This is a genomic window from Mucilaginibacter rubeus (genome assembly GCF_014643835.1).
Lineage (GTDB): Bacteria > Bacteroidota > Bacteroidia > Sphingobacteriales > Sphingobacteriaceae > Mucilaginibacter > Mucilaginibacter rubeus.
This window is the reverse complement of sequence record NZ_BMKD01000004.1, coordinates 293,267-314,356: the sequence shown is the minus strand read 5'-3', so window position 1 is coordinate 314,356 and position 21,090 is coordinate 293,267. Positions and strand designations below refer to the sequence as shown.

Sequence of the window (21,090 nt, the reverse complement as noted above, 5' to 3'; positions counted from 1 at the left end):
GCTCATTTATCGAACATCCTCGAAGCGCGTGAACCAAACATTTCATTTTCACAAGGATATCAGTTAACTTTGCACTCTCAAAAATAAAATCGATATGTCATCAGTAGAAACTGCATTCGTTAAATACAAAGTAAAAGATCTGTCGCTGGCAGAGTGGGGCCGGAAGGAAATTGAACTGGCTGAGGCTGAGATGCCCGGCTTAATGGCTTTACGTAAAGAGTACGGCCCAAGCCAGCCGCTTAAAGGCGCAAGGATTGCCGGTTGTTTGCACATGACGATCCAAACCGCTGTTTTAATTGAAACCCTGATTGCCCTTGGTGCCGAAGTTACCTGGTCGTCATGTAATATATTCTCAACCCAGGACCATGCCGCTGCTGCTATTGCTGCCGCCGGCATTTCTGTTTACGCCTGGAAAGGCATGAATGCCGAAGAATTTGACTGGTGCATTGAACAAACTTTATTTTTTGGCGAAGACCGCCAGCCGCTTAACATGATCCTTGATGATGGCGGTGATTTAACCAACATGGTATTGGATAAATACCCTGAGCTGGTTGCTGCTATCAAAGGCTTATCAGAAGAAACTACCACCGGCGTACACCGTTTATATGAGCGCATGAAAGCAGGAACCCTGCCAATGCCTGCTATTAACGTTAACGATTCGGTTACCAAATCAAAATTTGATAACAAATACGGTTGCCGCGAATCATTGGTTGACGCTATCCGTCGCGCTACCGACGTGATGATGGCCGGTAAAGTGGCCGTTGTTTGCGGTTATGGCGATGTTGGTAAAGGTTCGGCCGATTCTTTACGCAATTCCGGCGTACGTGTTATTGTTACCGAGATCGACCCGATCTGTGCTTTACAGGCTGCAATGGAAGGTTTTGAAGTTAAAAAACTAAGCACTGCTATCACTGAAGCTGATATCGTGGTTACTGCTACAGGCAACAAGAACATTGTTCGCGAGCAGCACTTCCGTGCGTTGAAAGATAAAGCAATCGTTTGTAACATTGGTCACTTTGATAACGAGATTGACATGGCCTGGTTAAACGGTGCTTATGGCAATACCAAAGTGGAAATTAAGCCACAGGTTGATAAATATACCATTGAAGGCAAAGACGTTATTATATTAGCCGAAGGCCGTTTGGTTAACTTAGGTTGCGCTACCGGTCACCCAAGCTTTGTAATGAGTAACTCGTTCACCAACCAAACTTTAGCTCAATTAGAGCTTTGGACAAATGGCGCGGCTTACGAAAACAAAGTTTACACCCTGCCAAAACACCTGGACGAAAAAGTAGCCCGCCTGCATCTTGCAAAAATTGGTGTTGAGCTGGAAGTACTTGACCAGGATCAGGCTGAGTACATCGGCGTAACGGTTGAAGGTCCGTTTAAACCGGAATATTACCGTTATTAATCTTTTTAAGGTTAAACAATAAAGGAGAAAGCCGAAAGGCTCTTTGCTTGGAAAATATGGAGAGGCTGTATCACATGGTGATGCGGCCTTTTTTGATTTATATGATTTGATGTTTTTCATTGGTCAAGTTCGATGAACTATCCCGGGCATCAGCTTTTGGAGGGTGCAGTTGAAATGTGTTTCACACTTGAAGACGCGCCACAAACAGGGAGGACTTGCGGCAGTAATTGATAGGTTATTTGATATTTAAGCTGATATGGATTGAAAAATCAGTAATATTCCTGTTATAATAGCTGTAATGACTAAACCCCAACTTTTAAGGTAGCTGATTTTTAAAATTTTCCCACCCATGTCTTCATAATACGGGTCCTTCCCTTTAACAAAAATTCTGTAAAATAAATATGCAATTGCTAAAGAGAAAATACCGTAGAAGAATAGTTCCCAATTCATTTTTTTAATACCGTTTGTTAAGGTTGTAGTTTGAGGTTTAAGCGAATTTAGAAATTATTACTCATAAGAATTTATTTTTCGCCAACACTTAGAGCCATTAAAAAATGGTAATATTTATGTAGTTATGACCGTTAATTGTTTGTCATTTGCTAATATTGACAATCGATTACAATGTGTGATCTGTACACATTTATACCTGTTTTATGCGTAAATTATTTACTTTATTATTTGTTGTTATTGCACTATCGGCCCGGAGCCAAACCAGGGGCGATTTTTCGGGCACCGTTACCGATAGCAAGAACCAGCCTATCGCGGGCGCTACGGTATATTTGCTCAATACCAATTACCAAACCAGTGCCGACAGAAGCGGAAAATTTATTTTAAAAAGCATAACTGCCGGGAAATATACCCTGCATATCAGCGCTGTTGGTTATGCGGCTAAAAATATCCCGGTAATTATAATCGGTACCAGTCGCCCAATAACAATTCAGTTGAATGATGCCAGCAACCAGTTGGATGAGGTTACGGTATCTGCCCAAAAAACCGAAGAGCAGGCACAACGTGTACCATTCAGCATTTCAACGCTCTCGGCCAAACAAATACAGGATTACAGGCTTTGGGACCTGAAAGACCTCACCGCCATTGTACCTAACTTAAACTCAGGTGCTCCCGGCGATGGCCGTACCGTTACCGGCATCCGCGGGATTGTTACCACATCATACGATCCGGCTGTGGCTACTTACGTTGATGGTGTAAACCAATACGGACTGGATACCTATATCCCCCAATTGCTGGATGTGGATAGGATAGAAGTGCTTCGCGGCCCGCAGGGAACGCTTTACGGCCGTAATGCTACAGGCGGCGTTATCAATGTGATCACCAGGCAGCCATCAAACACCCTGAGCGGTTTTGCCGGTGTTGATGTGGGTAATTACAATCAACAGCGCTATACATTGGGCATCAAGGCCCCATTAGTAAAAGGTAAATTGTATTTAGGCGTAGCTGGAATTTATTCAGGCTTTAATGGTTTTTATACCAACACCTTTAATAATACCCATTTTGATAAACAACATTACTTTTTAGGTAACTATTACCTAAAGTTTTTGGCTACTTCAAAGCTCGCTTTCACCCTGAATGTAAAAAACTACAACAACCGCAACAACGGCGCATTCACTTTAGCCGGTTCGCCCGATGATGCTCTAAGTCGTCCTTTTGAGGTTAACCAGAACGCTACGACTAAAATGGTTGATAATACTTTCCAGTCATCATTAACGGCTAATTACAGCGGTAGTGATTTTAATTTTACTTCGCAAACATCTTACCAGGTAAACAACCGCTATTATACCACACCTATCGATGGCGATTTTTCCCCTATCGACGCCGTATCTATCGTAAACAACTATGGCGGCAAATGGAATAAAGTAAAAACCACCATCCAGGAGTTCCGCTTTACTTCGCCGGCTTCATCTGCCTCAAAATTGAAATGGGCAGCCGGGACTTATGGCTTTTATCACTATGCGCCAAACAGGCAGGGCACTTACTTTGGTGACGATGCCGGCGCTGTTGGCTCGCCGATGACGGATTTTACCAGTATCAATACCAATACCGACAGGAACTATGGCATAGCTGTTTACGGGCAGGCTACTTATGCCGTGAATGAGCAGTTTGACATCACCGCGGGTTTGCGTTATGACTACGAGCATAAAAAAGAAAACGTAATGGGCGAGTTTCTGCCAAATGGCGGCGAACCGGTGGTTACCCGTTCGGATACTTCGTCAACGGCACATTACAAAGCCTTTACGCCTAAAGTGAGTTTGGCTTACCATGTATCGGCACACAGTAATTTGTTTGCTACGTACAGCCGCGGTTTCCGCGCGGGAGGCATTACCGAACTGGGTTCTGATCCTTCGTCTCCGCCGCTTTATTCTTTCAAGCCCGAGTACAGTAATAATTTTGAAGTAGGATCAAAAAACGACTTTTTAGATAACCGCCTCCGTGTAAACGTAACCGCATTTTATACCCGCGTTACCGATGCCCAGGTACCAACCCTGGTATTGCCTGATGCTATTACCATTACCAAAAACGCAGGCAAGTTAAGCAGCAAAGGTATAGAGGCCGAAATTAACGCTACCCCAATTAAAGGCCTGGAGTTTGATTACAACTTTGGTTATACCCACGCCCGTTATACTACGTTGGTTGTAGGCAACAATGGCGAAGAGGTGAATTTGAAGGGCAACAAGCAAATTTATACACCGAACATTACCAGTATGCTGGCCTTACAATATGGCTATGATTTGGGCGGTGCGCTGAAAACCAAATTGATTGCCCGCGGCGAGTGGCGCTATCTTGGCGATCAGTATTTTGACCTCGCTAACCAGATAGAACAAAAAGGCTACAGCAAGTTCAACGCGAGGGTAGGTGTAAGCACCAAAAGGTTTGGGTTGTTCTTTTGGGAAAGCAATATCGCCAACAAAAAATACATTGATTATGCCTATGATTTCGGCGCGACACACTTAGGCAACCCGCGGACCTATGGAGTGTCGCTAAATACTACTTTTTAATTGAAAAAGCAGGTTCAAACGTCCATGTTTGAATGATGCTTTTTTATAGCATTGGGATGTGCGATTCCCCTCTCGAGAGGGGTGGAGGGGTGTGTTTCTGCTTTGATAAACTTACAAACACACCCCTGCTACCGCTCGACCCATCGCGCCCCCTCTCAAGAGGGGATTTTAAAATGCTTCTTCTAAGCCATGCCCGGGTAAGTCGACGCATTAGGTTATTTTACCTTATAATATCCCGGATATTTTTCGTTAATTCAATCAAAATCTGACTGTTAATAAACTCCGATCACCATGAAAAAGAATATCCTGCCGCTGCTTATCGCTATAATTACCATTGCTATCACTTTTCCCGCGCATTCGCAGGTTATTACCAAATACGGAGATAACGTAAGCACGCTTGATGGCATCATGAAAGCTTATTACGATGTGGTCTCGGTTAAGAAAGGCGAAAAGGTAAGCTATGAGCGCGACAGCCTGCTGCATATTGCCAATGCTCATGTTGGTGCAGGCTATACCGATAAGCAAGGCAAACAGCAGTTTAGCTATATGACGCTGAAGGAATACCACAAACTGGCCGACCCATCATTGTCAAAAAATGGTTTTGATGAGCGGGAGATTGCCCGGCGGGTTGAAAAATTTGGCGGTATTTACCACGTATGGAGCACCTACGAATCGCGCAACACAGCTGATGGGCCGGTAACCGAACGCGGCATCAACAGTATTGAACTATTTAACGATGGCACCCGTTTCTGGATCCTGGCATGGTTTTATGACGGCGAGCGCAAGGATAACCCGATACCAGCGGAGTATTTGAAATAGTTTTTAAGTCGATGGCCCATAGTCGATAGACCATAGCCAAAATTAAGTGCCATGGACTATGGCCCATCGACCATGGACTTTTTCAACTTTCCAACTAAATACCTAACTTCACCGCCCTGAAATCATATACTTTAATTATGAAATTATTAGAAGGAAAAACCGCGTTGGTTACCGGCGCGTCAAAAGGAATAGGCCGCAAGATTGCCGAAAAATTTGCCGAGCATGGCGCTAATGTAGCTTTCACTTATTTGTCGTCTGTTGAAAAAGGCCAGGCCCTTGAGCAGGAGCTGCAAAGTTTCGGCACTAAAGTAAAAGGTTACCGTTCTGATGCTTCCAAATTTGATGAAGCTGATAAATTGATTACCGATATTGTTGCTGATTTCGGTACGCTTGATATTGTTGTCAACAATGCCGGTATCACTAAAGACGGTTTGCTGATGCGCATGACCGAAGAAAACTGGGACGAAGTGCTTGACGTAAACCTGAAATCGATATTTAATGTTACCAAGGCTGCCTCAAAAATCATGATGAAAAACCGCAAAGGTGTATTCATTAACATGAGCTCGGTTGTTGGTGTGCAGGGCAATGCCGGCCAGGCCAACTATGCTGCCTCAAAAGCAGGGATCATTGGTTTCTCTAAATCAGTAGCTAAAGAACTGGGCTCACGTAACATCCGTACCAACGTGGTTGCACCAGGTTTTATCCGTACCGAAATGACCGAAGTGCTCGACCCTAAAGTTGTTGAAGGCTGGGCAGCAGGTATTCCGCTTAAACGCGCCGGTGAAACTGAGGACGTAGCCAATGCCTGTGTATTCCTTGCATCTGATATGGCGGCCTACATTACCGGACAGGTTATCCCTGTTGATGGTGGTATGTTGTAAGAATGCACCTCCTCTAAATCTCCCCCAAAAGGGGAGACTTGAAAAAGCTTTTAAGCCCTCTCCTTTGGAGAGGGTTGGGTGAGGTTTAAAACTTATTCCCCTCCTTTCACAATAATTTCGCATTTTGCAGGTAATGTTTATTGGGCCGGATGATCTGCGCCCTGACGATACTATAGCTACAAATGTTTTCACTTACATGGGGTTCTGTTTCGGGATGGTGGTTGCCTGCCGGTTTATTGCTTGGCTTGGCATATGCCTGGCTCATGTACCGCAAGCCGGTTGACCTAAGTAAAAATTTACGCTATATCCTGGCAGTTATCCGGGCGATAACCGTTTTTTTTATAACGGTGCTGCTCATCTCTCCCCTGGTAAAATCGGTTAAATATGAACCGAAAAAACCTTTAGTGCTTATAGCGCAGGATAATTCATCGTCCATCAATACTTTTAAAGCTACAGGCTTTAACTCATCTGCTTTTGTTGATGGGCTGGCTAAACTAAAACAAGAGTTGGGCGATAAATATGATGTGCAGGAATTTAACTTTGATAAAGGCCTGCATTCCGGCCTTTCAAAAAAAATTAATGGTAAGCAAACCGATATAGCTGGTGCGTTGCACCAACTTAACGACAGGTTCACTAATCAAAACATCGGTGCGCTGATATTGGCAACTGACGGTTTATACAACCAGGGTAATGATCCGCAGTATGAGGCCAGGAATATCAAAACCAGCATCTACACCATAGCCCTTGGCGATACCACAGCCAAGCGCGACCTGCTCATCGGCAACGTGAATTATAACAAAACGGCCTTTTTAGGGAACGATTTTGTGATAGAAGTGCTTGCCACGGCTTACCAAAGCAAGGACGAAAGCATGAACCTGTCGGTTACCGAAGATGGTAAACAGGTGTACGCCCAAAGCATTGCGGTAACCGCGAACGATTTTAAAAAGATCGTCCCCATAAAGCTGAACGCTGCTAAAAAAGGCCTCAGAAAATATACTATCAGCATTGCTCCTGTTAAGAACGAGCTGTCCATCCAAAACAATACCGAAACTATTTATGTGGAGGTGCTTGATGCCCGGCAAAAGGTGCTGCTGTTATACAACGGTCCGCATCCCGATTTAACGGTGATTAAACAGGCTATCGAAACCAATAAGAACTTTGAGGTAAAGGCAAGTTCACTTGCTGATGCTTCAAGCATTAAACCGGCAGATTATAGCCTGGTGGTCCTGTACCAGCTTTCGGCAGGCGAATATCCGCCGGTGAAAAGTTTTATTGCTAAGAGCAAAACACCGGTTTGGTATATCATTGGTTCACAAAGTAACCTGCAGGCCGTTAACAGCGAGCAAAACACGGTACGCATAAGCGCAGGCCGTGCTGAAACGCAGGAAGTGATGCCCCTGCCAACCAATGATTTTACGGCTTTCACCCTCTCCGATTCGGCGCAAAAAAAGATTGCCGCCTTTCCGCCATTAGTAGCGCCGTTCGGCAGTTACGGAACCGCTACCGGTGCTTCAGTTTTATTGAAACAAAAGATTGGGGCTGTAGCCACTACATATCCCTTATTGGCTTTCGGCGATGAGGCCGGCCGGCGTATCGCCCTATTAACCGGTGAAGGCCTGTGGCGCTGGCAACTGGCCGAATATCAAAACTATGGAAACCGCAACGCTACCGATGAGCTGCTAAGCCAAACGGTGCAGTATCTAACTGCTAACGCCAATCGCCAGCGTTTTCGTGTTTATCCGGCCCGTAATGTATTTGATGAAGGGGAAAGCGTGATCCTTAATGCCGAGTTATATAATGAAGCCCTTGAGTTGATTAACGTCCCTGATGTAAAGATAGAGCTGAAAAGCACGGCCGGAAAAAACTATAGCTTCCTGTTTACACGTACCGGACAAAGCTATCAACTTGATGCGGGTACCCTCCCCATAGGCGAATACACCTACAACGCATCAACCCAAAACGGCAAACAGGAGTTTAAAGCTACCGGGCAATTCACCATAAAACCACTTAACCTCGAAACCCGTCAAAGCGCTGCTAATCATACCTTGCTTAATACCCTGGCCAAACAAAGCGGCGGGCAAATGATCAAACCATCGCAGCTAAGCCAGCTTGCCGACCTGATCCGCAAAAATGAGAATATCAAAACGGTGGTTTATGAAGATAAGCAATACAGCGATTTGATAGATCTGAAATGGCTGTTTGTATTGATCCTGCTGCTGTTATCAACTGAGTGGTTTTTGAGGAAGCGGGAAGGAGAAGTGTAGGGTAGTAGAGTCAAGACGATGAGATGTAAGAGACAAGAAGAGAAAAGAAAAAAAGCAGGGAATGTGCGATTCCCTCCCTTGGGAGGGTGTAGGGAGGGGTTTCATCGATATACTTACCCGTTTGGAATAGCGTATAACCCCTCCCTGCCAATGCGCAATCCCACCGCACCCCTCCCAAGGGAGGGAATAAAAAGACTCGAATAATTATCATAAAACGATAAAAAAATGGTTAAAATCATCCCATACAACCCCAAACTAAAAGCAATCGCCAGAAAACTTCGTAAAGAGATGACTTTTGGCGAGGTTCTCCTGTGGAATGAATTAAAAGAAAATAAGCTACTGGGTTTCGACTTTGATCGTCAGCGTTGTATGGATAATTATATAGTCGACTTTTATTGCAACGAACTAATGCTGGCAATTGAAGTAGATGGGCGATATCATAATTATGAAGATGTTTTGATTAAGGATGATGTCAGGCAAGCGAAATTAGAAAGCTTCGGTGTTAAATTTTTAAGGTTCGCCCAGGCGGATGTAAAAGATGATCTGCTTAATGTATTACGGGCTATTGAAGGGATGATAATTGAGATTGTGAAAGACGACTCTTCGATTGAACTGCCGAAAGATTTTGATAGAACATTGTTGGAATAGCGTAGAAACCCCTCCCTGCACCCTCCCAAGGGAGGGAATCGCACGGCCCCAGCTTTACTACTCTTTACTTCTCTTTCGTCTCCGGGATCACCACATAAACATCCTCATTGGCTTTTTTCATGAGGTACTTTTCGCGGGCAAATTTTTCCATTTGCTGGGGGTTAGTGGTCAGTTCTTTGAGTTCTTTGGTTACCTGGTCGGTTTGGGCTTTGTAGAAATCGCGCTCGAGCCTTAGTTTTTTAACCTGCTGATGGTATTGGTATTGCGAAAAAAGATCGTTCCTGTCAAAAAATATCATCCATACCACAAAAGCAATGGTAACCAGGAAAAACTTATTCTTGAAAAGATCTATAAGGCGTTTCATTGATACCGGCTGAATGATTTTCATTTAAAGCTATTTAATTTTTTCGACGGATACAAATATGCTTATTAACTTATTAACAGGGAAATTTTTATAGTGAGTGGTTGATTAGGTTGATTAAGTGAGTGGTTGGTTTTCGGAAATTATAACTACTCACTTGATCAACCATTCACTTAATCAACTTAATATTTATCCTCTTTTAGCTCCACTCATACCGCTGGTCCCACCGCGACCTGCCTCTGAACGGCTGCCGCCAGATTTTCTGTTACCGCCTGAGCGGTTGTTGCCTGCCGAACGGCTATTGCCACCACCGCTGCCTCCTGATCTGCGGTTACCGCCGCGACCACCGCCACCGCGTTGGCCGCCGCCCGAACCTCCTTTTTTAGGCGCTTCGTTTATTTTAGCTGCCATAGCCGCCGGACTAAGCGGATACGGGTGCCCTTCCTCAATCGGAATCTGTTTGGCTATTAGCTTGTGGATATCTTTCAAAAATTCCAGCTCTTCAGCATCGCAAAATGAAAATGCTATGCCATTGGCACCAGCCCGGCCCGTACGGCCAATACGGTGTACATAAGTTTCGGGTACGTTTGGCAACTCGTAGTTGATAACATGGGTAAGGTCATCAATATCAATACCACGGGCCGCGATATCTGTAGCTATTAATACTCGGGTTGTGCGGTTTTTAAAGTTAGTTAAAGCACGCTGCCTTGCATTTTGTGATTTATTACCGTGGATGGCTTCGGCAGTGATACCTACACGGTTCAGGTCTTTAACCACTTTATCTGCACCGTGTTTGGTACGGGTAAATACCAAAACGGTTTTAATGTCCTTATCTTTCAGGATATGGATCAGCAACGATTTCTTATCTCCCTTATCCACATAATAAACTGCTTGCTGAATGGTATCCGCAGTTGATGAAACCGGGGTAACTTCAACTTTTTCGGGGTTATTCAGAATACTATCTGCCAAGCTTTGGATCTCTTTTGGCATCGTGGCCGAAAAGAACAATGTTTGCCTTTTTGCCGGTACTTTAGCTATGATCTTTTTAACATCGTTAACAAAGCCCATATCTAACATACGGTCGGCTTCATCCAGTATCAGGAATTTAACATGCTCCAGGTGAACATAACGCTGGTTCATTAAATCCAGCAAACGGCCCGGTGTTGCCACTAAAATATCAACACCGCGGCGCAAAGCATCAACCTGCGGGTTTTGTGATACACCACCAAATATAACCAGGTTTTTAAGGCCGGTATGTTTGCCATAATTGGTAAAACTTTCGCCAATTTGAAGGGCAAGCTCGCGGGTTGGGGTTAAAACCAATGCTTTAATGGTTTTTTGCTCTTTGTGGGCTATCCTGTCCTGGTGTAATAATTGCAGGGTGGGGATAGCAAAGGCCGCTGTTTTGCCTGTACCGGTTTGGGCACAGCCCAATAAGTCGCGGTGTTGTAATATGATAGGAATGGCTTGTGCCTGTATTGGAGTAGGTGTGGTATATCCCTCTGTTTTTAAAGCCTTGAGGATGGGCTCAATTAAATTTAAATTTTCGAATGACATTCTGATTGTTTGTAATATATAATGTGCTAACGCGAAAGCATAAGCGGATCTGAAGAGTTTGCTGGGCTCAAAACCGTAAGCGAACGGGTAATTAGCTGCAAAGATACGCTTTTTATTGTTAAGAAATTTTTAAGAACAATAACTGCACTGGATTAGGCTGCCAGCGTTTCGGTATCAGGAGTTCCTTGTTCCTTTTTGGCCTTACGGTCTTTTTGCCATGATTCCAACAGGATTAAGCCCATACCTATCATAATAGATACATCGGCCACGTTAAATACGCCTGTTTGAAAGATCCCGAAGTTCATGTGCATAAAGTCTGTTACACTGCCGTATAGCATCCTGTCGTATAAATTACCTGCACCACCGGCAATAACCAAAACGATACCTGTGGTGGTTAATTTACCTATCGACGGTTTTAGCATGACATAAAAAACGCCAAAGGCAAGGGCCAGTAAGGGCAGCAATGATAGCAGGATGAATTTCCATGGGTTTTGCAGCGAATCGCCAAGACTTAAAAAAGCTCCCGTGTTTTCGGCATGCAGAATGGTGAAAAAGTTTTTGATAACAAAAATGTTATCGCTGATGTGAATATGCTCCCTAACGTAAATTTTAGTAACCCTGTCAAGCCCGATGCTTAAAACTAATACCAGCACTATACCCAATATCCTCAAAATCCCTTTTTTGTTCATTAGTTTATTTTAACAAGTTATTATAACGTGGTTGCCTTAGTTTAATTATATGGCTTTAGTTGCAGGAGGCAAAGGTATAAAAAAATAGGTGATTGAGATAGATAACTATAACAATGCACATTTATCAGGGTGTCATGCTGAGGTCCTCGAAGCATGTGGGCAGGCCTCTGCGCGCGACCCTTCGACGGGCTCAGGGTGACGGCCCTCTTTTTTTAGCTAAAACAAAAAAAGCCACCTGCTTTACACAGATGGCCTTTCACATCGGCAAAAAATTACTTTTTAAAGTATTTGAAATCTTTACCGATGAATTTGGCGTTAGCGCCTAATTCTTCTTCGATACGTAACAACTGGTTGTATTTAGCGATCCTGTCTGAACGTGAAGCCGAACCGGTTTTGATCTGGCCGCAATTTAATGCAACAGCAAGGTCAGCAATGGTCGAATCTTCAGTTTCGCCAGAGCGGTGGCTCATTACTGAGGTGAAGCCGTTGGTTTGAGCTAAAGTAACCGCATTGATAGTTTCGGTTAATGAACCAATTTGGTTTACTTTTACCAGGATTGAGTTTGCAATGCCTTCGCTAACACCTCTTTGTAAACGTTTAGTGTTGGTTACAAATAAATCGTCACCTACTAACTGTACTTTTTTACCAATTTTGTCGGTTAAGATTTTCCATCCTTCCCAATCGTCTTCGGCCATACCGTCTTCGATAGAGATAACAGGGTATTTTGCAACTAATTCGGCAAGGTAATCAGCTTGCTCAGCGCTGGTGCGGATAGCACCTTTTTCGCCTTCAAATTTAGTATAGTCGTATTTACCGTCTTTGTAAAATTCAGAAGCAGCACAGTCAAACGCGATGAAGATATCTTCACCAGCTTTGTAACCTGCTTTTTCAATAGCTTTCAAAATGGTTTCAACACCATCTTCAGTACCTTCAAAAGTTGGAGCAAAACCACCTTCGTCACCGACTGCAGTTGAAAGACCGCGATCGTGAAGGATCTTTTTCAGGTTGTGGAATACTTCGGTACCCCAACGTAAAGCTTCAGAGAATGAAGGAGCGCCAACCGGCATGATCATAAATTCCTGGAAAGCGATAGGCGCATCAGAGTGTGAACCACCGTTAACGATGTTCATCATCGGGATTGGCAGCGTGTTAGCATTTACACCACCAATGTAGCGGTATAAAGGCTGGCGGCTTTCCTGTGCAGCAGCTTTAGCTACGGCTAATGAAACACCTAAAATAGCATTGGCACCAATTTTACCTTTGTTTTCGGTACCGTCAATTTCAATCATTAAAGCGTCGATAGCATTTTGTTCAAACACATCGATACCTTTTAATTCAGGAGCCAAAACTTCGTTTACATTTTCAACGGCTTTTAAAACGCCTTTGCCCATGTATTTTGATTTGTCGTTATCGCGAAGCTCAACAGCTTCGTGAACGCCGGTTGATGCACCTGAAGGTACAGCAGCGCGACCAAATGCGCCGTTTTCGGTTAAAACTTCTACCTCAATAGTAGGGTTACCGCGCGAATCTAAGATCTGGCGGGCATGCACATCAATTATTATGCTCATAGTGAATTGTCAGAGTGTGGTTTGAATGAATACTATTAATAACGGCGGCTAAGTTAATGCGTAAATAAGGAAAACGCAATTGAAATTTTGTATTTGTAACGATTATAGGCAATTAATGATGCGATTTAACATGAAATTAATATAGAATGAGTGGTTTTTTCATGAAAACGGATGTCTGAACCGGGATTTGGGTGGATTTTTATGATTTATAGGATTTTTCTTTCCTTGCTTCCCCGGTTGCCGTGTCTCCACGGCAACATGTAAGGTTTGAAATTTGGTTGCCGTGGAGACACGGCAACGTGGGGAGGTTTTTTAATTCAGTTTAAAAAAAATCGGTGTAATCAGAAAAAGAATCAGTGTAATCCCAGAAATAAAATCAACGTAATCATCCCCATCAACGGTGATTAATCGCTCGTAGTAGGGACGTGCTCACGCTGCACGGCATTTTTGCGCTGGATGCGATACATCAGGATGAGCATGATATTATCCTTATCGCTTTTAGCGGCAGCCGAATAATTATATTGGTTGATCCAGCCAGCCTGTAAGATCCATGATTTATCAAACTGATAACCTACTGCGGCTGATATCCGATTACGTTCAAAGTTAGGTACCTTATTATTAAGAAATACTTCGTCGAAAACAGAAATGAACCAGGTTTTGGCTTCAATTTTGGTTTTGTTCAATGGCACAAACACATTTAGCCTGTAACGGAAACGGTTACGGTAATCGCCGTTAACCCAGCGCTGCTCTACCCGGTAGCGGTGTTCGAGCTTTAAGCGGTACAGGAACTGGTTGCTGGTGATCTGTTCCCAAAAACGGGTTTCGGTAGTTGTAGGCCCTTTGCCAATATCCATATAATCAAAAGTAGTGTAGCGGCCGGTACCTAAAAGCGCGGTAAAGTTCCTGTCTATATCATAACTTACACCAGCCTTTACCTCGTAATACTGAAACTGGCTGAATACATTATTGGTACGGGTTTGAAACTCGGTGTAACCACCCCATTTGTGGGAACTATCGCCCGGCAAAACTACGGTTACTATGCCCCAGGTGCCTACTTTTGAATCCTGTGCCTTAACAGTAATTGAACATATAGTTAATAAAAAGAGCACTAAAGCGATGGAATTGACGGGCTTGATTGTCATTGCAGAGATTATTTCTGCAAATATATTTCCTAAATGTTATCTTAATGTTAATATTAACACCGTTAATGTTAACATAATGTTAAGTATTTGAGTTTGGATTCTGTTGGTAATATGGTTGAGACTTACGAAGTTTCTAAAACTTTGTAAGTCTGGATTTTAAAATTTGGGGTAGTACGAAGCAAAAAGGCATCAAGCGTGGTTATTCGGAAATCTCAAATTCCTGCATCTTTCCTGCTATTCCCACTTAAACGTTTTTACCGCTACCGCATAAATTCCGATAAACCAGGCAAAAAGAATCAGTAATTGGTGTGTAACGTCACCTAAGCCAGCGCCTTCAAAAGCCACTTTACGCATAGCATCGTTTAAATGGGTTAGCGGTAACACCTTGCTGATATATTGCAGCCAGTTGGGGAAGGCGGTGATTGAAAAAAAAGTACCCGAAAGCAGGAACTGCGGCAGCGTGATAATATTGGAAAGCGGTGGCACCGAACTTTCGTTTTTGGCGATGCCAGATACAGTAAAGCCGAATCCCATGAAAATGATCAACCCGATGGCCGAAAGTACCAGCATATTTAATACAGTTGTTACACCGTGGATCAGCGTAAAACCAAACATGTAATGCCCGACCAGTATAATAAATAACGAACCTAACAGGGAAAAGGCCAGCCTCGCAATAGCCTCGCCCAAAACAATGCTGTAACGTTTAACCGGGGTTGCAAAAAAGCGTTTGATAACCAATGTTAACCGTAAGCTCAGAAATACAAAAGCTGTACCAAAAACACCACTGCTTAGCAACGAAAAACCCAACTGTCCGGGTAAAATAAAATCGATGTATTTATATGGGCGGCCGCTTATGGTTTCTTCTTTAAGGTCGATCAGGTTGGGGACTTTAACTGTGGTGTACGACTGAATGCGTTTCAATTCTTCCGACTGAATACGATAAAAAATGTTGTTCAGGGCTGATTTTAATACACTTCCTTTATCGCCCGATGCCTGGCTGTACTGTACATGAACGGTCATTGACGCTGGTGGAGCAAAAGGTTTAAGATCAAGTATTGCATCAAGGTTACCTTTTGCCAGGTTTTTGCTCATTTCATCAGCTGTTTGATCATGGATAAGGTGCATGATCTTGTTTTTTTTAAGCGCAGTGTAAACCGGGTTATTGGCGGATGTATCGCTGCCTTTGGCTACGCCCACATCTATCGACATACCGCCCCCCCCAATATTGGCAAAAACAATGATAAATATTAATGGGAAAGCCAGTGTAAACACCACCGCCGAAGGGCTGCGTAATATCGACCGGAAACTGGCTTTGGCAATGGCCAGGGTTGCTTTTGTATTGCTGTATTTATTGTTCATCCTTTTATGTCATGTGCCATTAGGCGTCATTAGGTCATTGAGTCATTTTGCCTGTGGGTATCAATAGGTCGGGGAGTTTTTTATATTGCTAACTGCAAACTCAAAACTGCATACTGGCTCCCCCCTTCAGGGGGCTGGGGGCTATCCTTCCCGCCATTCCTTGCCGGTTAAATTAATGAATACATCCTCCAGATTGGCCAGTTTTACCTGCTTTTTGCGTTCAAAGCCTGTGGCTACAAGCTCGTCGATAAAATGGTCGGGGGTATCAATGCCAATGATGTAGCCGCCGTCGACAAAGGCAACACGGTCGCATAGTACTTCGGCTTCATCCATATAGTGGGTAGTGATCACCACGGTGGTTCCCTGGTCGCGGATTTCGCGGATCAGATCCCAAAGGTTACGGCGGGCCTGCGGGTCGAGGCCGGTTGTGGGCTCATCCAGAAATATGATCCTTGGGTTATTGATTAATGTAGTGGCGATAGAAAAACGCTGTTTTTGCCCCCCGGAAAGGTCTTTATATTTAGCCTTTGCTTTATCGGTAAGGGCAACTTTTTCCAGCATCTCCATCGGTGTTTTGTCGATACCGTACAGGCCCGAAAACAATACGATCAACTCCGACAGGTTGAGGTTGGGGTAATAACCGGCGGCTTGTAACTGTACGCCTATCCGTTTTTTGATGCTATCAGCGTCGGTTTCAATGTCGAAGCCATCAACAATGATGCTGCCCGACGTTTTATCACGAAGGGTTTCAATGATTTCGAGAGTAGTTGTTTTACCGGCACCGTTGGGGCCAAGCAGGCCGAAGATCTCGCCTTCATAAACTTCAAAACTAATGCCTTTAACGGCTGCAAAATCGCCATAGTTTTTTACCAGGTTGTTTACAGTGATGATAGGTTGTTTTGTCATAGGGTAAAAATGCATCACATTCATGAAATAACCATGAGTTTTTCGGCGAAGTGCGCAATTTTTACGGTGAAAGTGAATTTTGCGATGGGTAATTGATATTATTTATCATCTGCGAAAACCCTGCGCTGGCTCCCCGGATGTCTTAAAATGAAAAGCCCGGATGATCATCATCCAGGCTTATAATACTCTCCGCAAAAGTTCGCCTATCGGGGTTAGGGGCCTTATCTCACTTTTGCACTTTTTATAGTTTTGCTTACCGGCCTTTCGTATTTTTAATGATATGGCCTTCAGCTTGTGATTTTCCCCATTTCCAGGTTACTTCGTCTCCTTTTTTCATATGCTCACCCTTTTAAAGGATAACATGTATGGTTAATTATTGATTATCAAAGATGAAATAACCATCCCTCGGGGTGCCGGGAAATTATTTTATTAAATGACCGATAGAGTGAACGATAACAACGGCATGTTCCGCGGCTTTCATAACTAAATGGATCAATTGAATTGCAAGTAAAGTTTTCATGGCATTTATTTGTTGTTGTTTAGTGATCCAAAATTGCACACAAAAGGCACCCTGCCGTTAGGTTTATTAGGCGAAGCAAGTGCGGTTATCGGTGAACGGCAGTAAAACATCGGAGAAATACCGGTAAAAAAGTGATATCGTCGGTAAAACTTTGGAGAGTAAAAAGCAAAAACCTCAGAAGGGATATTAACTTTGAGAGTAGGTGTTAACAATCTAACTTATATGGATTACTATTTAGATGAGCTTGTAATAAATTTAAACGGTATAAATACTGCCGGCTTAATGGATACCTGGTTATGGTTGATAAAAGATTTTAAGGAAATTTTAATGATATCAAAGCTCGGCGATCTGTTCTTTATAGGATATGATGATTGTATTTACTGGCTTGCAACGGATATGTGTGATTTATCGAAAGTTGCTGATAATAAACAAGAGTTTTACAGTTTTTTAAATGACGATGAAAAAGTGGATAACTGGTTCATGCCTCAATTGTTAAAGGAACTTGAAGATGCCTGTATTTATTTAGGTGATCACCAGGTTTACAGCTATAAGAAAATGCCGGTTTTAGGAGGAGAATACACAATTGACAATCTTAAGCCTGTTGATATTAAAGGTCATTTCGAATTAACCGGCATTATTGGTGAGCAAATAAAAGATCTACCCAATGGAACAAACGTCAAAATTAAAATAGTCGACTAATTGAGGTTTCAAATAAATTTTCAATATTAAAAAGCCGCTTTGCAAGATCGCAACGCGGCTTTGTTTTTCATAGGCAGATGAATATATTAACTGATCAGGTTAGCCAACGCCTGGATAACGGTTACCGTATGCTCCTGCAGGGAGATCATCACAGCTATAAGTGGATTGTAGAATGTTTTCATGATAATGTTATTTGCCGCAAAGATGTGCCGTTAGCTCATTGTTGAACAGTTATTTTAGGTGAAACGGCATAAAATGTCGGTGAACGAGTTTCAGGTAAGGGAGAAGCGCTTTTAAACAAGCTTCTACGACCAAAAACCCTGTATCCTAATCTGGCTTGACGGGTACCCCTGCAGTTTTAATAATTTACGTAATTCGCCTACCATGGTATGGTTGCCGGCAATGTAAAATACCGAGTGTTCCAGGTTATACTGTTGTTCCATTACCCACTGGATAAGGCTGTGGTGGCCGTATACATCATTACGTTCAATAGGCTTTAATGGCGATTTGAAATACTCGCTAAATAAACCCCTGTGATTTTCATCGGCCATAACTATAGCGCCCGAAAAACGCGTTGCGGGTAATACCATTTGCTGTAAGGCCAGCATATGCCCCATGCTGCTTTCATCGCCAAGGCCTATTATGGCCGGGGTGCCGGCCGGTGCGTGCCGGGTAGAACGGATTTTTAAATAGCGTACGGTATCGTTTTTTTGAAGTTGTTTAGCCCATTTACTGCCGGGACCGCTATGGGCTGCATCAATATACAGGGTGCAGGTGCTGGTTTCGGCATCCCAGCCGGCTGGGGTATAATCGCGGTAGGTAAGGTTATCAACTTTTATTTTTATGTAGGGTATTTCGTGCCAGTTTTGCATATCGGCCTGTGGTAAATGCAGGTCAATCTCAATCATAGTCGACGGCTCCCAATGCCTTACTTCAAGCACCCTGCCGCTTTGTAAAAGTTGGTTTTCAAACAAGCTGCCAGCCTTTCTTTTTAATTTATGAAGAGTGGATGTTTCCATGGTGTAGTGTTTTGATACTACAAAGAAACATTGAATTTTAGCCTCCTGAAATAGTAATTTCGGGGTAAATATTGGATTATTTACGGTGTTTGTCCCTGAACTCAAGTGGGGTGATGCACGCCGCTTTTTTAAACAGCCGGGAAAAATAGGTATGGTCATCATAGCCCAGTGCATGCGCAATCTCCTTTACGTTGAGGCCGCTGTAATACAGTAATCTTTTTGCTTCCAGTATTACTTCCTGGGTTATCCAGTAACTTACCGGGAAACCGGTGGTTTTCTTTAAAACCTCGTTAAGATATGATTCGGAAACATTAAGCATTCCCGCGTATGCCGAAGGGCCTTTAATTGTGCGCACATGCCTCAACAACAACTTTTTAAACTGATGTGAAATTTGTGCCGGCCTTGAAAGCTGCTTTTCGGGCGTATAAACGTTACTGAAAGTGGCCGCTGCCATGCCGGCAAATGATTGTATGAGCGATTGCAAAACCGGCAAAAAGAAAGCGCTATTATTATTCTCGTTGTTTTTTTCACGCAACAGGCAAAGGAGCTGCTGGTATTGCTTTAATTCAATATCGTTGAGTTGATAAGGCTGTTGCAGAAAAAGCTGGTTTTCAAAAATATTGCGGAAGTCGGCCGGAATATGCTGTGAATCGATGGCTACATACCAGCCACCGGCAAGTGCATTATTTATCCGGTGATGTACCTGTCCCGGCAGAATATAATAAAATGTGTTTTCGCAAAAATGAACTTCATTAAAATCTATCATCAGCGATGCTGATCCGTTTTCAATCAAAAAAAACAGGTAGTGATCGTCGCGATGGGCGCCCATCGGTACTTTTTTTGAATCTTCGCCGCTTTCAAAGTGCCTGATCTCAAATCCCGAATTTGTTCGTTCATGTAGTTGGTGTAAAGGGATATCTTTCATTTTGCAGGGTCGGTATTGTATTATGGTAACGCGATCTTTAACCGGGAGGTACATTTTCTCCAGGCTAAGGAATTTATTTTATATAGAATCTGTTAATTTATTCAGCTAAATTAACTTTTGGCTTTGTGCATTCTGCTTTCAGCTATATAATTACAATAATTCGGGGATTTATTTACCGCCATCAACCAGTGCATAAATCTCCTGCATGTAAATAGCTTCATCCATCGCAACATGAAAGTCTTCCCATTCATCAACAGTAAAGGTAAGCTGGATATCATTGACCGGCGTACGCATTACCACGCGTTCCTGTCCGTCGGGAAATGGGAAGGAATGGTCGCCGAAATCAAGATCGATAGCGAAATTTTTAAACTGGATAAATTGATCGGATGTAAAGCTAAGGATCAGGTTATGGTGCCATATAAATAGGCATTGGCATTCGGAGCAACGGCTTACTACCGATGTTCCCTTTTGGCTGAGTATTTTAGCATCGCACATAAATTCCGGTAATTAAAAATGAATTGGTGCCTGCTCTGCTGATTAAATGTTTGATATAAACAATTAAACTACAGAACAGGACTTTATATTTTAAGCATTAATAATCAAATAATTGTTAATGGGCTTGCGGCTTACTATTTTGCGCATAGCGTATTAACAGCAACAAAGAAATATGTTATTTAGAATAAATCCAAATAAAAATAAAGAAAACTCCAAAATGTGTTCAGAATTTAAGAGAAGGGGCTTAATTAAGTATTTGTATATCAACGATTTTTATTCAAAATCTTCTCCTTAGAGGATTGTAGTTTTTAACAAAACGGCCCTTCAAATTAATGGAGGGCCGTTTTATTTATACTGATAAGGGTTGCTTACTTGATATGCTTTTTTACGATCTCTGAAAGTGATGTCAGATCAAATGGCTTGGCAAGGTACCCATCGGCGTTACCGGCTTTGGCAATTTCTTTGATATTGCTCACGGCCGAAATAATGATCACGGGGATGTGGCTGGTAGCCGGATTGTCTTTTATGCTTTTACTTAGCTGCTGCCCATTTGCGTCACTGCTCCAATCGGTGAGCCAGTTATCAAGCAAAATCAGGTCGGGGTTAATAGTAGTCAGGGTACGCAGGATTCGGGCATTGTCGGATTGTACTACTTCGTAACCTTCTTCCTCCAATACATACACCACGGTATCGCGAATATCTTTATCGTCCTCTATAACTAAAACCTTTTTGGCCATAAACTTGATTGCTTTATACTTTATTAAAATTAAAGCACCTTCTTTTTGAAGCTGCTGTGTTTAAGTACATAACAAACAA

At 42.9% G+C, this 21,090-nt stretch carries 19 protein-coding genes; 7 read left to right on the top strand and 12 right to left on the bottom strand.

Annotated features, from left to right (window positions below; translation table 11 throughout):
- Positions 1–94 precede the first annotated feature (94 nt).
- Positions 95–1,411 carry an adenosylhomocysteinase gene (gene ahcY, locus IEX80_RS15315; RefSeq protein ID WP_188833384.1) on the top strand — a complete coding sequence of 439 codons (1,317 nt, stop codon included), beginning with the start codon at positions 95–97 and terminating at the stop codon, positions 1,409–1,411.
- A 246-nt stretch (positions 1,412–1,657) separates the two neighbouring features.
- Here the strand turns inward: ahcY and IEX80_RS15310 are convergent, their stop codons facing one another.
- A complete protein-coding gene (locus IEX80_RS15310; protein WP_188833383.1) occupies positions 1,658–1,861 on the bottom strand; it encodes a hypothetical protein in 204 nt (67 codons plus the stop codon).
- A gap of 203 nt (positions 1,862–2,064) precedes the next feature.
- Here IEX80_RS15310 and IEX80_RS15305 point away from each other — a divergent pair, with 203 nt between their 5' ends.
- The 5 genes from IEX80_RS15305 to IEX80_RS15285 all read left to right on the top strand — a co-directional run bounded on the left by IEX80_RS15305 (position 2,065) and on the right by IEX80_RS15285 (position 9,034).
- A complete protein-coding gene (locus IEX80_RS15305; protein ID WP_090529012.1) occupies positions 2,065–4,422 on the top strand; it encodes a TonB-dependent receptor in 2,358 nt (785 codons plus the stop codon).
- A gap of 291 nt (positions 4,423–4,713) precedes the next feature.
- Entirely contained in the window at positions 4,714–5,241 is a 528-nt protein-coding gene (locus IEX80_RS15300; protein ID WP_090529009.1) for a hypothetical protein, read from the top strand.
- Between the two features lie 137 nt (positions 5,242–5,378).
- Positions 5,379–6,122: a 3-oxoacyl-[acyl-carrier-protein] reductase gene (gene fabG, locus IEX80_RS15295; protein ID WP_090529006.1), complete on the top strand. Its 744-nt coding sequence runs from the start codon at positions 5,379–5,381 to the stop codon at positions 6,120–6,122.
- 182 nt (positions 6,123–6,304) lie between these two features.
- Entirely contained in the window at positions 6,305–8,386 is a 2,082-nt protein-coding gene (locus IEX80_RS15290; RefSeq protein ID WP_188833382.1) for a vWA domain-containing protein, read from the top strand.
- A 225-nt stretch (positions 8,387–8,611) separates the two neighbouring features.
- A complete protein-coding gene (locus tag IEX80_RS15285; protein WP_188833381.1) occupies positions 8,612–9,034 on the top strand; it encodes an endonuclease domain-containing protein in 423 nt (140 codons plus the stop codon).
- Positions 9,035–9,098: 64 nt separating this feature from the next.
- Here IEX80_RS15285 and IEX80_RS15280 read toward each other — a convergent pair whose 3' ends face one another.
- The 7 genes from IEX80_RS15280 to IEX80_RS15250 form a co-directional block, all read right to left on the bottom strand.
- Complete coding sequence (locus IEX80_RS15280; protein WP_229701646.1) at positions 9,099–9,422, bottom strand: FtsB family cell division protein; 324 nt, start codon at positions 9,420–9,422, stop codon at positions 9,099–9,101.
- Between the two features lie 162 nt (positions 9,423–9,584).
- Positions 9,585–10,952 carry a DEAD/DEAH box helicase gene (locus IEX80_RS15275; protein WP_188833380.1) on the bottom strand — a complete coding sequence of 456 codons (1,368 nt, stop codon included), beginning with the start codon at positions 10,950–10,952 and terminating at the stop codon, positions 9,585–9,587.
- Positions 10,953–11,104: 152 nt separating this feature from the next.
- Positions 11,105–11,641, bottom strand: a complete 537-nt coding sequence (gene lspA / locus IEX80_RS15270) for a signal peptidase II (protein ID WP_090528994.1) — start codon at positions 11,639–11,641, stop codon at positions 11,105–11,107.
- 272 nt (positions 11,642–11,913) lie between these two features.
- Positions 11,914–13,209: a phosphopyruvate hydratase gene (gene eno, locus IEX80_RS15265; RefSeq protein WP_090528991.1), complete on the bottom strand. Its 1,296-nt coding sequence runs from the start codon at positions 13,207–13,209 to the stop codon at positions 11,914–11,916.
- A 404-nt stretch (positions 13,210–13,613) separates the two neighbouring features.
- Positions 13,614–14,351, bottom strand: coding sequence for a DUF2490 domain-containing protein (locus IEX80_RS15260; protein ID WP_090528988.1), 738 nt, complete (start codon positions 14,349–14,351; stop codon positions 13,614–13,616).
- Between the two features lie 234 nt (positions 14,352–14,585).
- Positions 14,586–15,710 carry an ABC transporter permease gene (locus IEX80_RS15255; RefSeq protein ID WP_090528984.1) on the bottom strand — a complete coding sequence of 375 codons (1,125 nt, stop codon included), beginning with the start codon at positions 15,708–15,710 and terminating at the stop codon, positions 14,586–14,588.
- Between the two features lie 141 nt (positions 15,711–15,851).
- The gene (locus IEX80_RS15250) at positions 15,852–16,616 is read right to left on the bottom strand and encodes an ABC transporter ATP-binding protein (protein ID WP_091165640.1); all 765 of its coding nucleotides are present in this window, start codon (positions 16,614–16,616) and stop codon (positions 15,852–15,854) included.
- Positions 16,617–17,358: 742 nt separating this feature from the next.
- On the opposite strand from IEX80_RS15250, the gene IEX80_RS15245 reads away from it, so the two are divergent.
- A complete protein-coding gene (locus IEX80_RS15245) occupies positions 17,359–17,835 on the top strand; it encodes a T6SS immunity protein Tdi1 domain-containing protein (protein WP_188833379.1) in 477 nt (158 codons plus the stop codon).
- Positions 17,836–18,140: 305 nt separating this feature from the next.
- Here the strand turns inward: IEX80_RS15245 and IEX80_RS15240 are convergent, their stop codons facing one another.
- From IEX80_RS15240 to IEX80_RS15225, 4 genes are all read right to left on the bottom strand, one after another.
- Positions 18,141–18,854 (bottom strand): SIP domain-containing protein, encoded by a 714-nt coding sequence (locus IEX80_RS15240; protein ID WP_188833378.1) that lies wholly within the window; start codon positions 18,852–18,854, stop codon positions 18,141–18,143.
- Between the two features lie 76 nt (positions 18,855–18,930).
- Positions 18,931–19,779 (bottom strand): helix-turn-helix domain-containing protein, encoded by an 849-nt coding sequence (locus IEX80_RS15235; protein WP_188833377.1) that lies wholly within the window; start codon positions 19,777–19,779, stop codon positions 18,931–18,933.
- Positions 19,780–19,947: 168 nt separating this feature from the next.
- On the bottom strand, positions 19,948–20,274 hold the full coding sequence (locus tag IEX80_RS15230) for a DUF6686 family protein (protein WP_188833376.1): 327 nt from the start codon (positions 20,272–20,274) through the stop codon (positions 19,948–19,950).
- Between the two features lie 368 nt (positions 20,275–20,642).
- Positions 20,643–21,011 (bottom strand): response regulator, encoded by a 369-nt coding sequence (locus IEX80_RS15225; protein ID WP_090528968.1) that lies wholly within the window; start codon positions 21,009–21,011, stop codon positions 20,643–20,645.
- Positions 21,012–21,090 lie beyond the last annotated feature (79 nt).

Coding starts and splice junctions, on each gene's coding strand:
- ahcY (WP_188833384.1), top strand. CDS start 95: ATGTCATCAGTAGAAACTGCATTCGTTAAATACAAAGTAAAAGATCTG.
- IEX80_RS15310 (WP_188833383.1), bottom strand. CDS start 1,861: ATGAATTGGGAACTATTCTTCTACGGTATTTTCTCTTTAGCAATTGCA.
- IEX80_RS15305 (WP_090529012.1), top strand. CDS start 2,065: ATGCGTAAATTATTTACTTTATTATTTGTTGTTATTGCACTATCGGCC.
- IEX80_RS15300 (WP_090529009.1), top strand. CDS start 4,714: ATGAAAAAGAATATCCTGCCGCTGCTTATCGCTATAATTACCATTGCT.
- fabG (WP_090529006.1), top strand. CDS start 5,379: ATGAAATTATTAGAAGGAAAAACCGCGTTGGTTACCGGCGCGTCAAAA.
- IEX80_RS15290 (WP_188833382.1), top strand. CDS start 6,305: ATGTTTTCACTTACATGGGGTTCTGTTTCGGGATGGTGGTTGCCTGCC.
- IEX80_RS15285 (WP_188833381.1), top strand. CDS start 8,612: ATGGTTAAAATCATCCCATACAACCCCAAACTAAAAGCAATCGCCAGA.
- IEX80_RS15280 (WP_229701646.1), bottom strand. CDS start 9,422: ATGAAAATCATTCAGCCGGTATCAATGAAACGCCTTATAGATCTTTTC.
- IEX80_RS15275 (WP_188833380.1), bottom strand. CDS start 10,952: ATGTCATTCGAAAATTTAAATTTAATTGAGCCCATCCTCAAGGCTTTA.
- lspA (WP_090528994.1), bottom strand. CDS start 11,641: ATGAACAAAAAAGGGATTTTGAGGATATTGGGTATAGTGCTGGTATTA.
- eno (WP_090528991.1), bottom strand. CDS start 13,209: ATGAGCATAATAATTGATGTGCATGCCCGCCAGATCTTAGATTCGCGC.
- IEX80_RS15260 (WP_090528988.1), bottom strand. CDS start 14,351: ATGACAATCAAGCCCGTCAATTCCATCGCTTTAGTGCTCTTTTTATTA.
- IEX80_RS15255 (WP_090528984.1), bottom strand. CDS start 15,710: ATGAACAATAAATACAGCAATACAAAAGCAACCCTGGCCATTGCCAAA.
- IEX80_RS15250 (WP_091165640.1), bottom strand. CDS start 16,616: ATGACAAAACAACCTATCATCACTGTAAACAACCTGGTAAAAAACTAT.
- IEX80_RS15245 (WP_188833379.1), top strand. CDS start 17,359: ATGGATTACTATTTAGATGAGCTTGTAATAAATTTAAACGGTATAAAT.
- IEX80_RS15240 (WP_188833378.1), bottom strand. CDS start 18,854: ATGGAAACATCCACTCTTCATAAATTAAAAAGAAAGGCTGGCAGCTTG.
- IEX80_RS15235 (WP_188833377.1), bottom strand. CDS start 19,779: ATGAAAGATATCCCTTTACACCAACTACATGAACGAACAAATTCGGGA.
- IEX80_RS15230 (WP_188833376.1), bottom strand. CDS start 20,274: ATGTGCGATGCTAAAATACTCAGCCAAAAGGGAACATCGGTAGTAAGC.
- IEX80_RS15225 (WP_090528968.1), bottom strand. CDS start 21,011: ATGGCCAAAAAGGTTTTAGTTATAGAGGACGATAAAGATATTCGCGAT.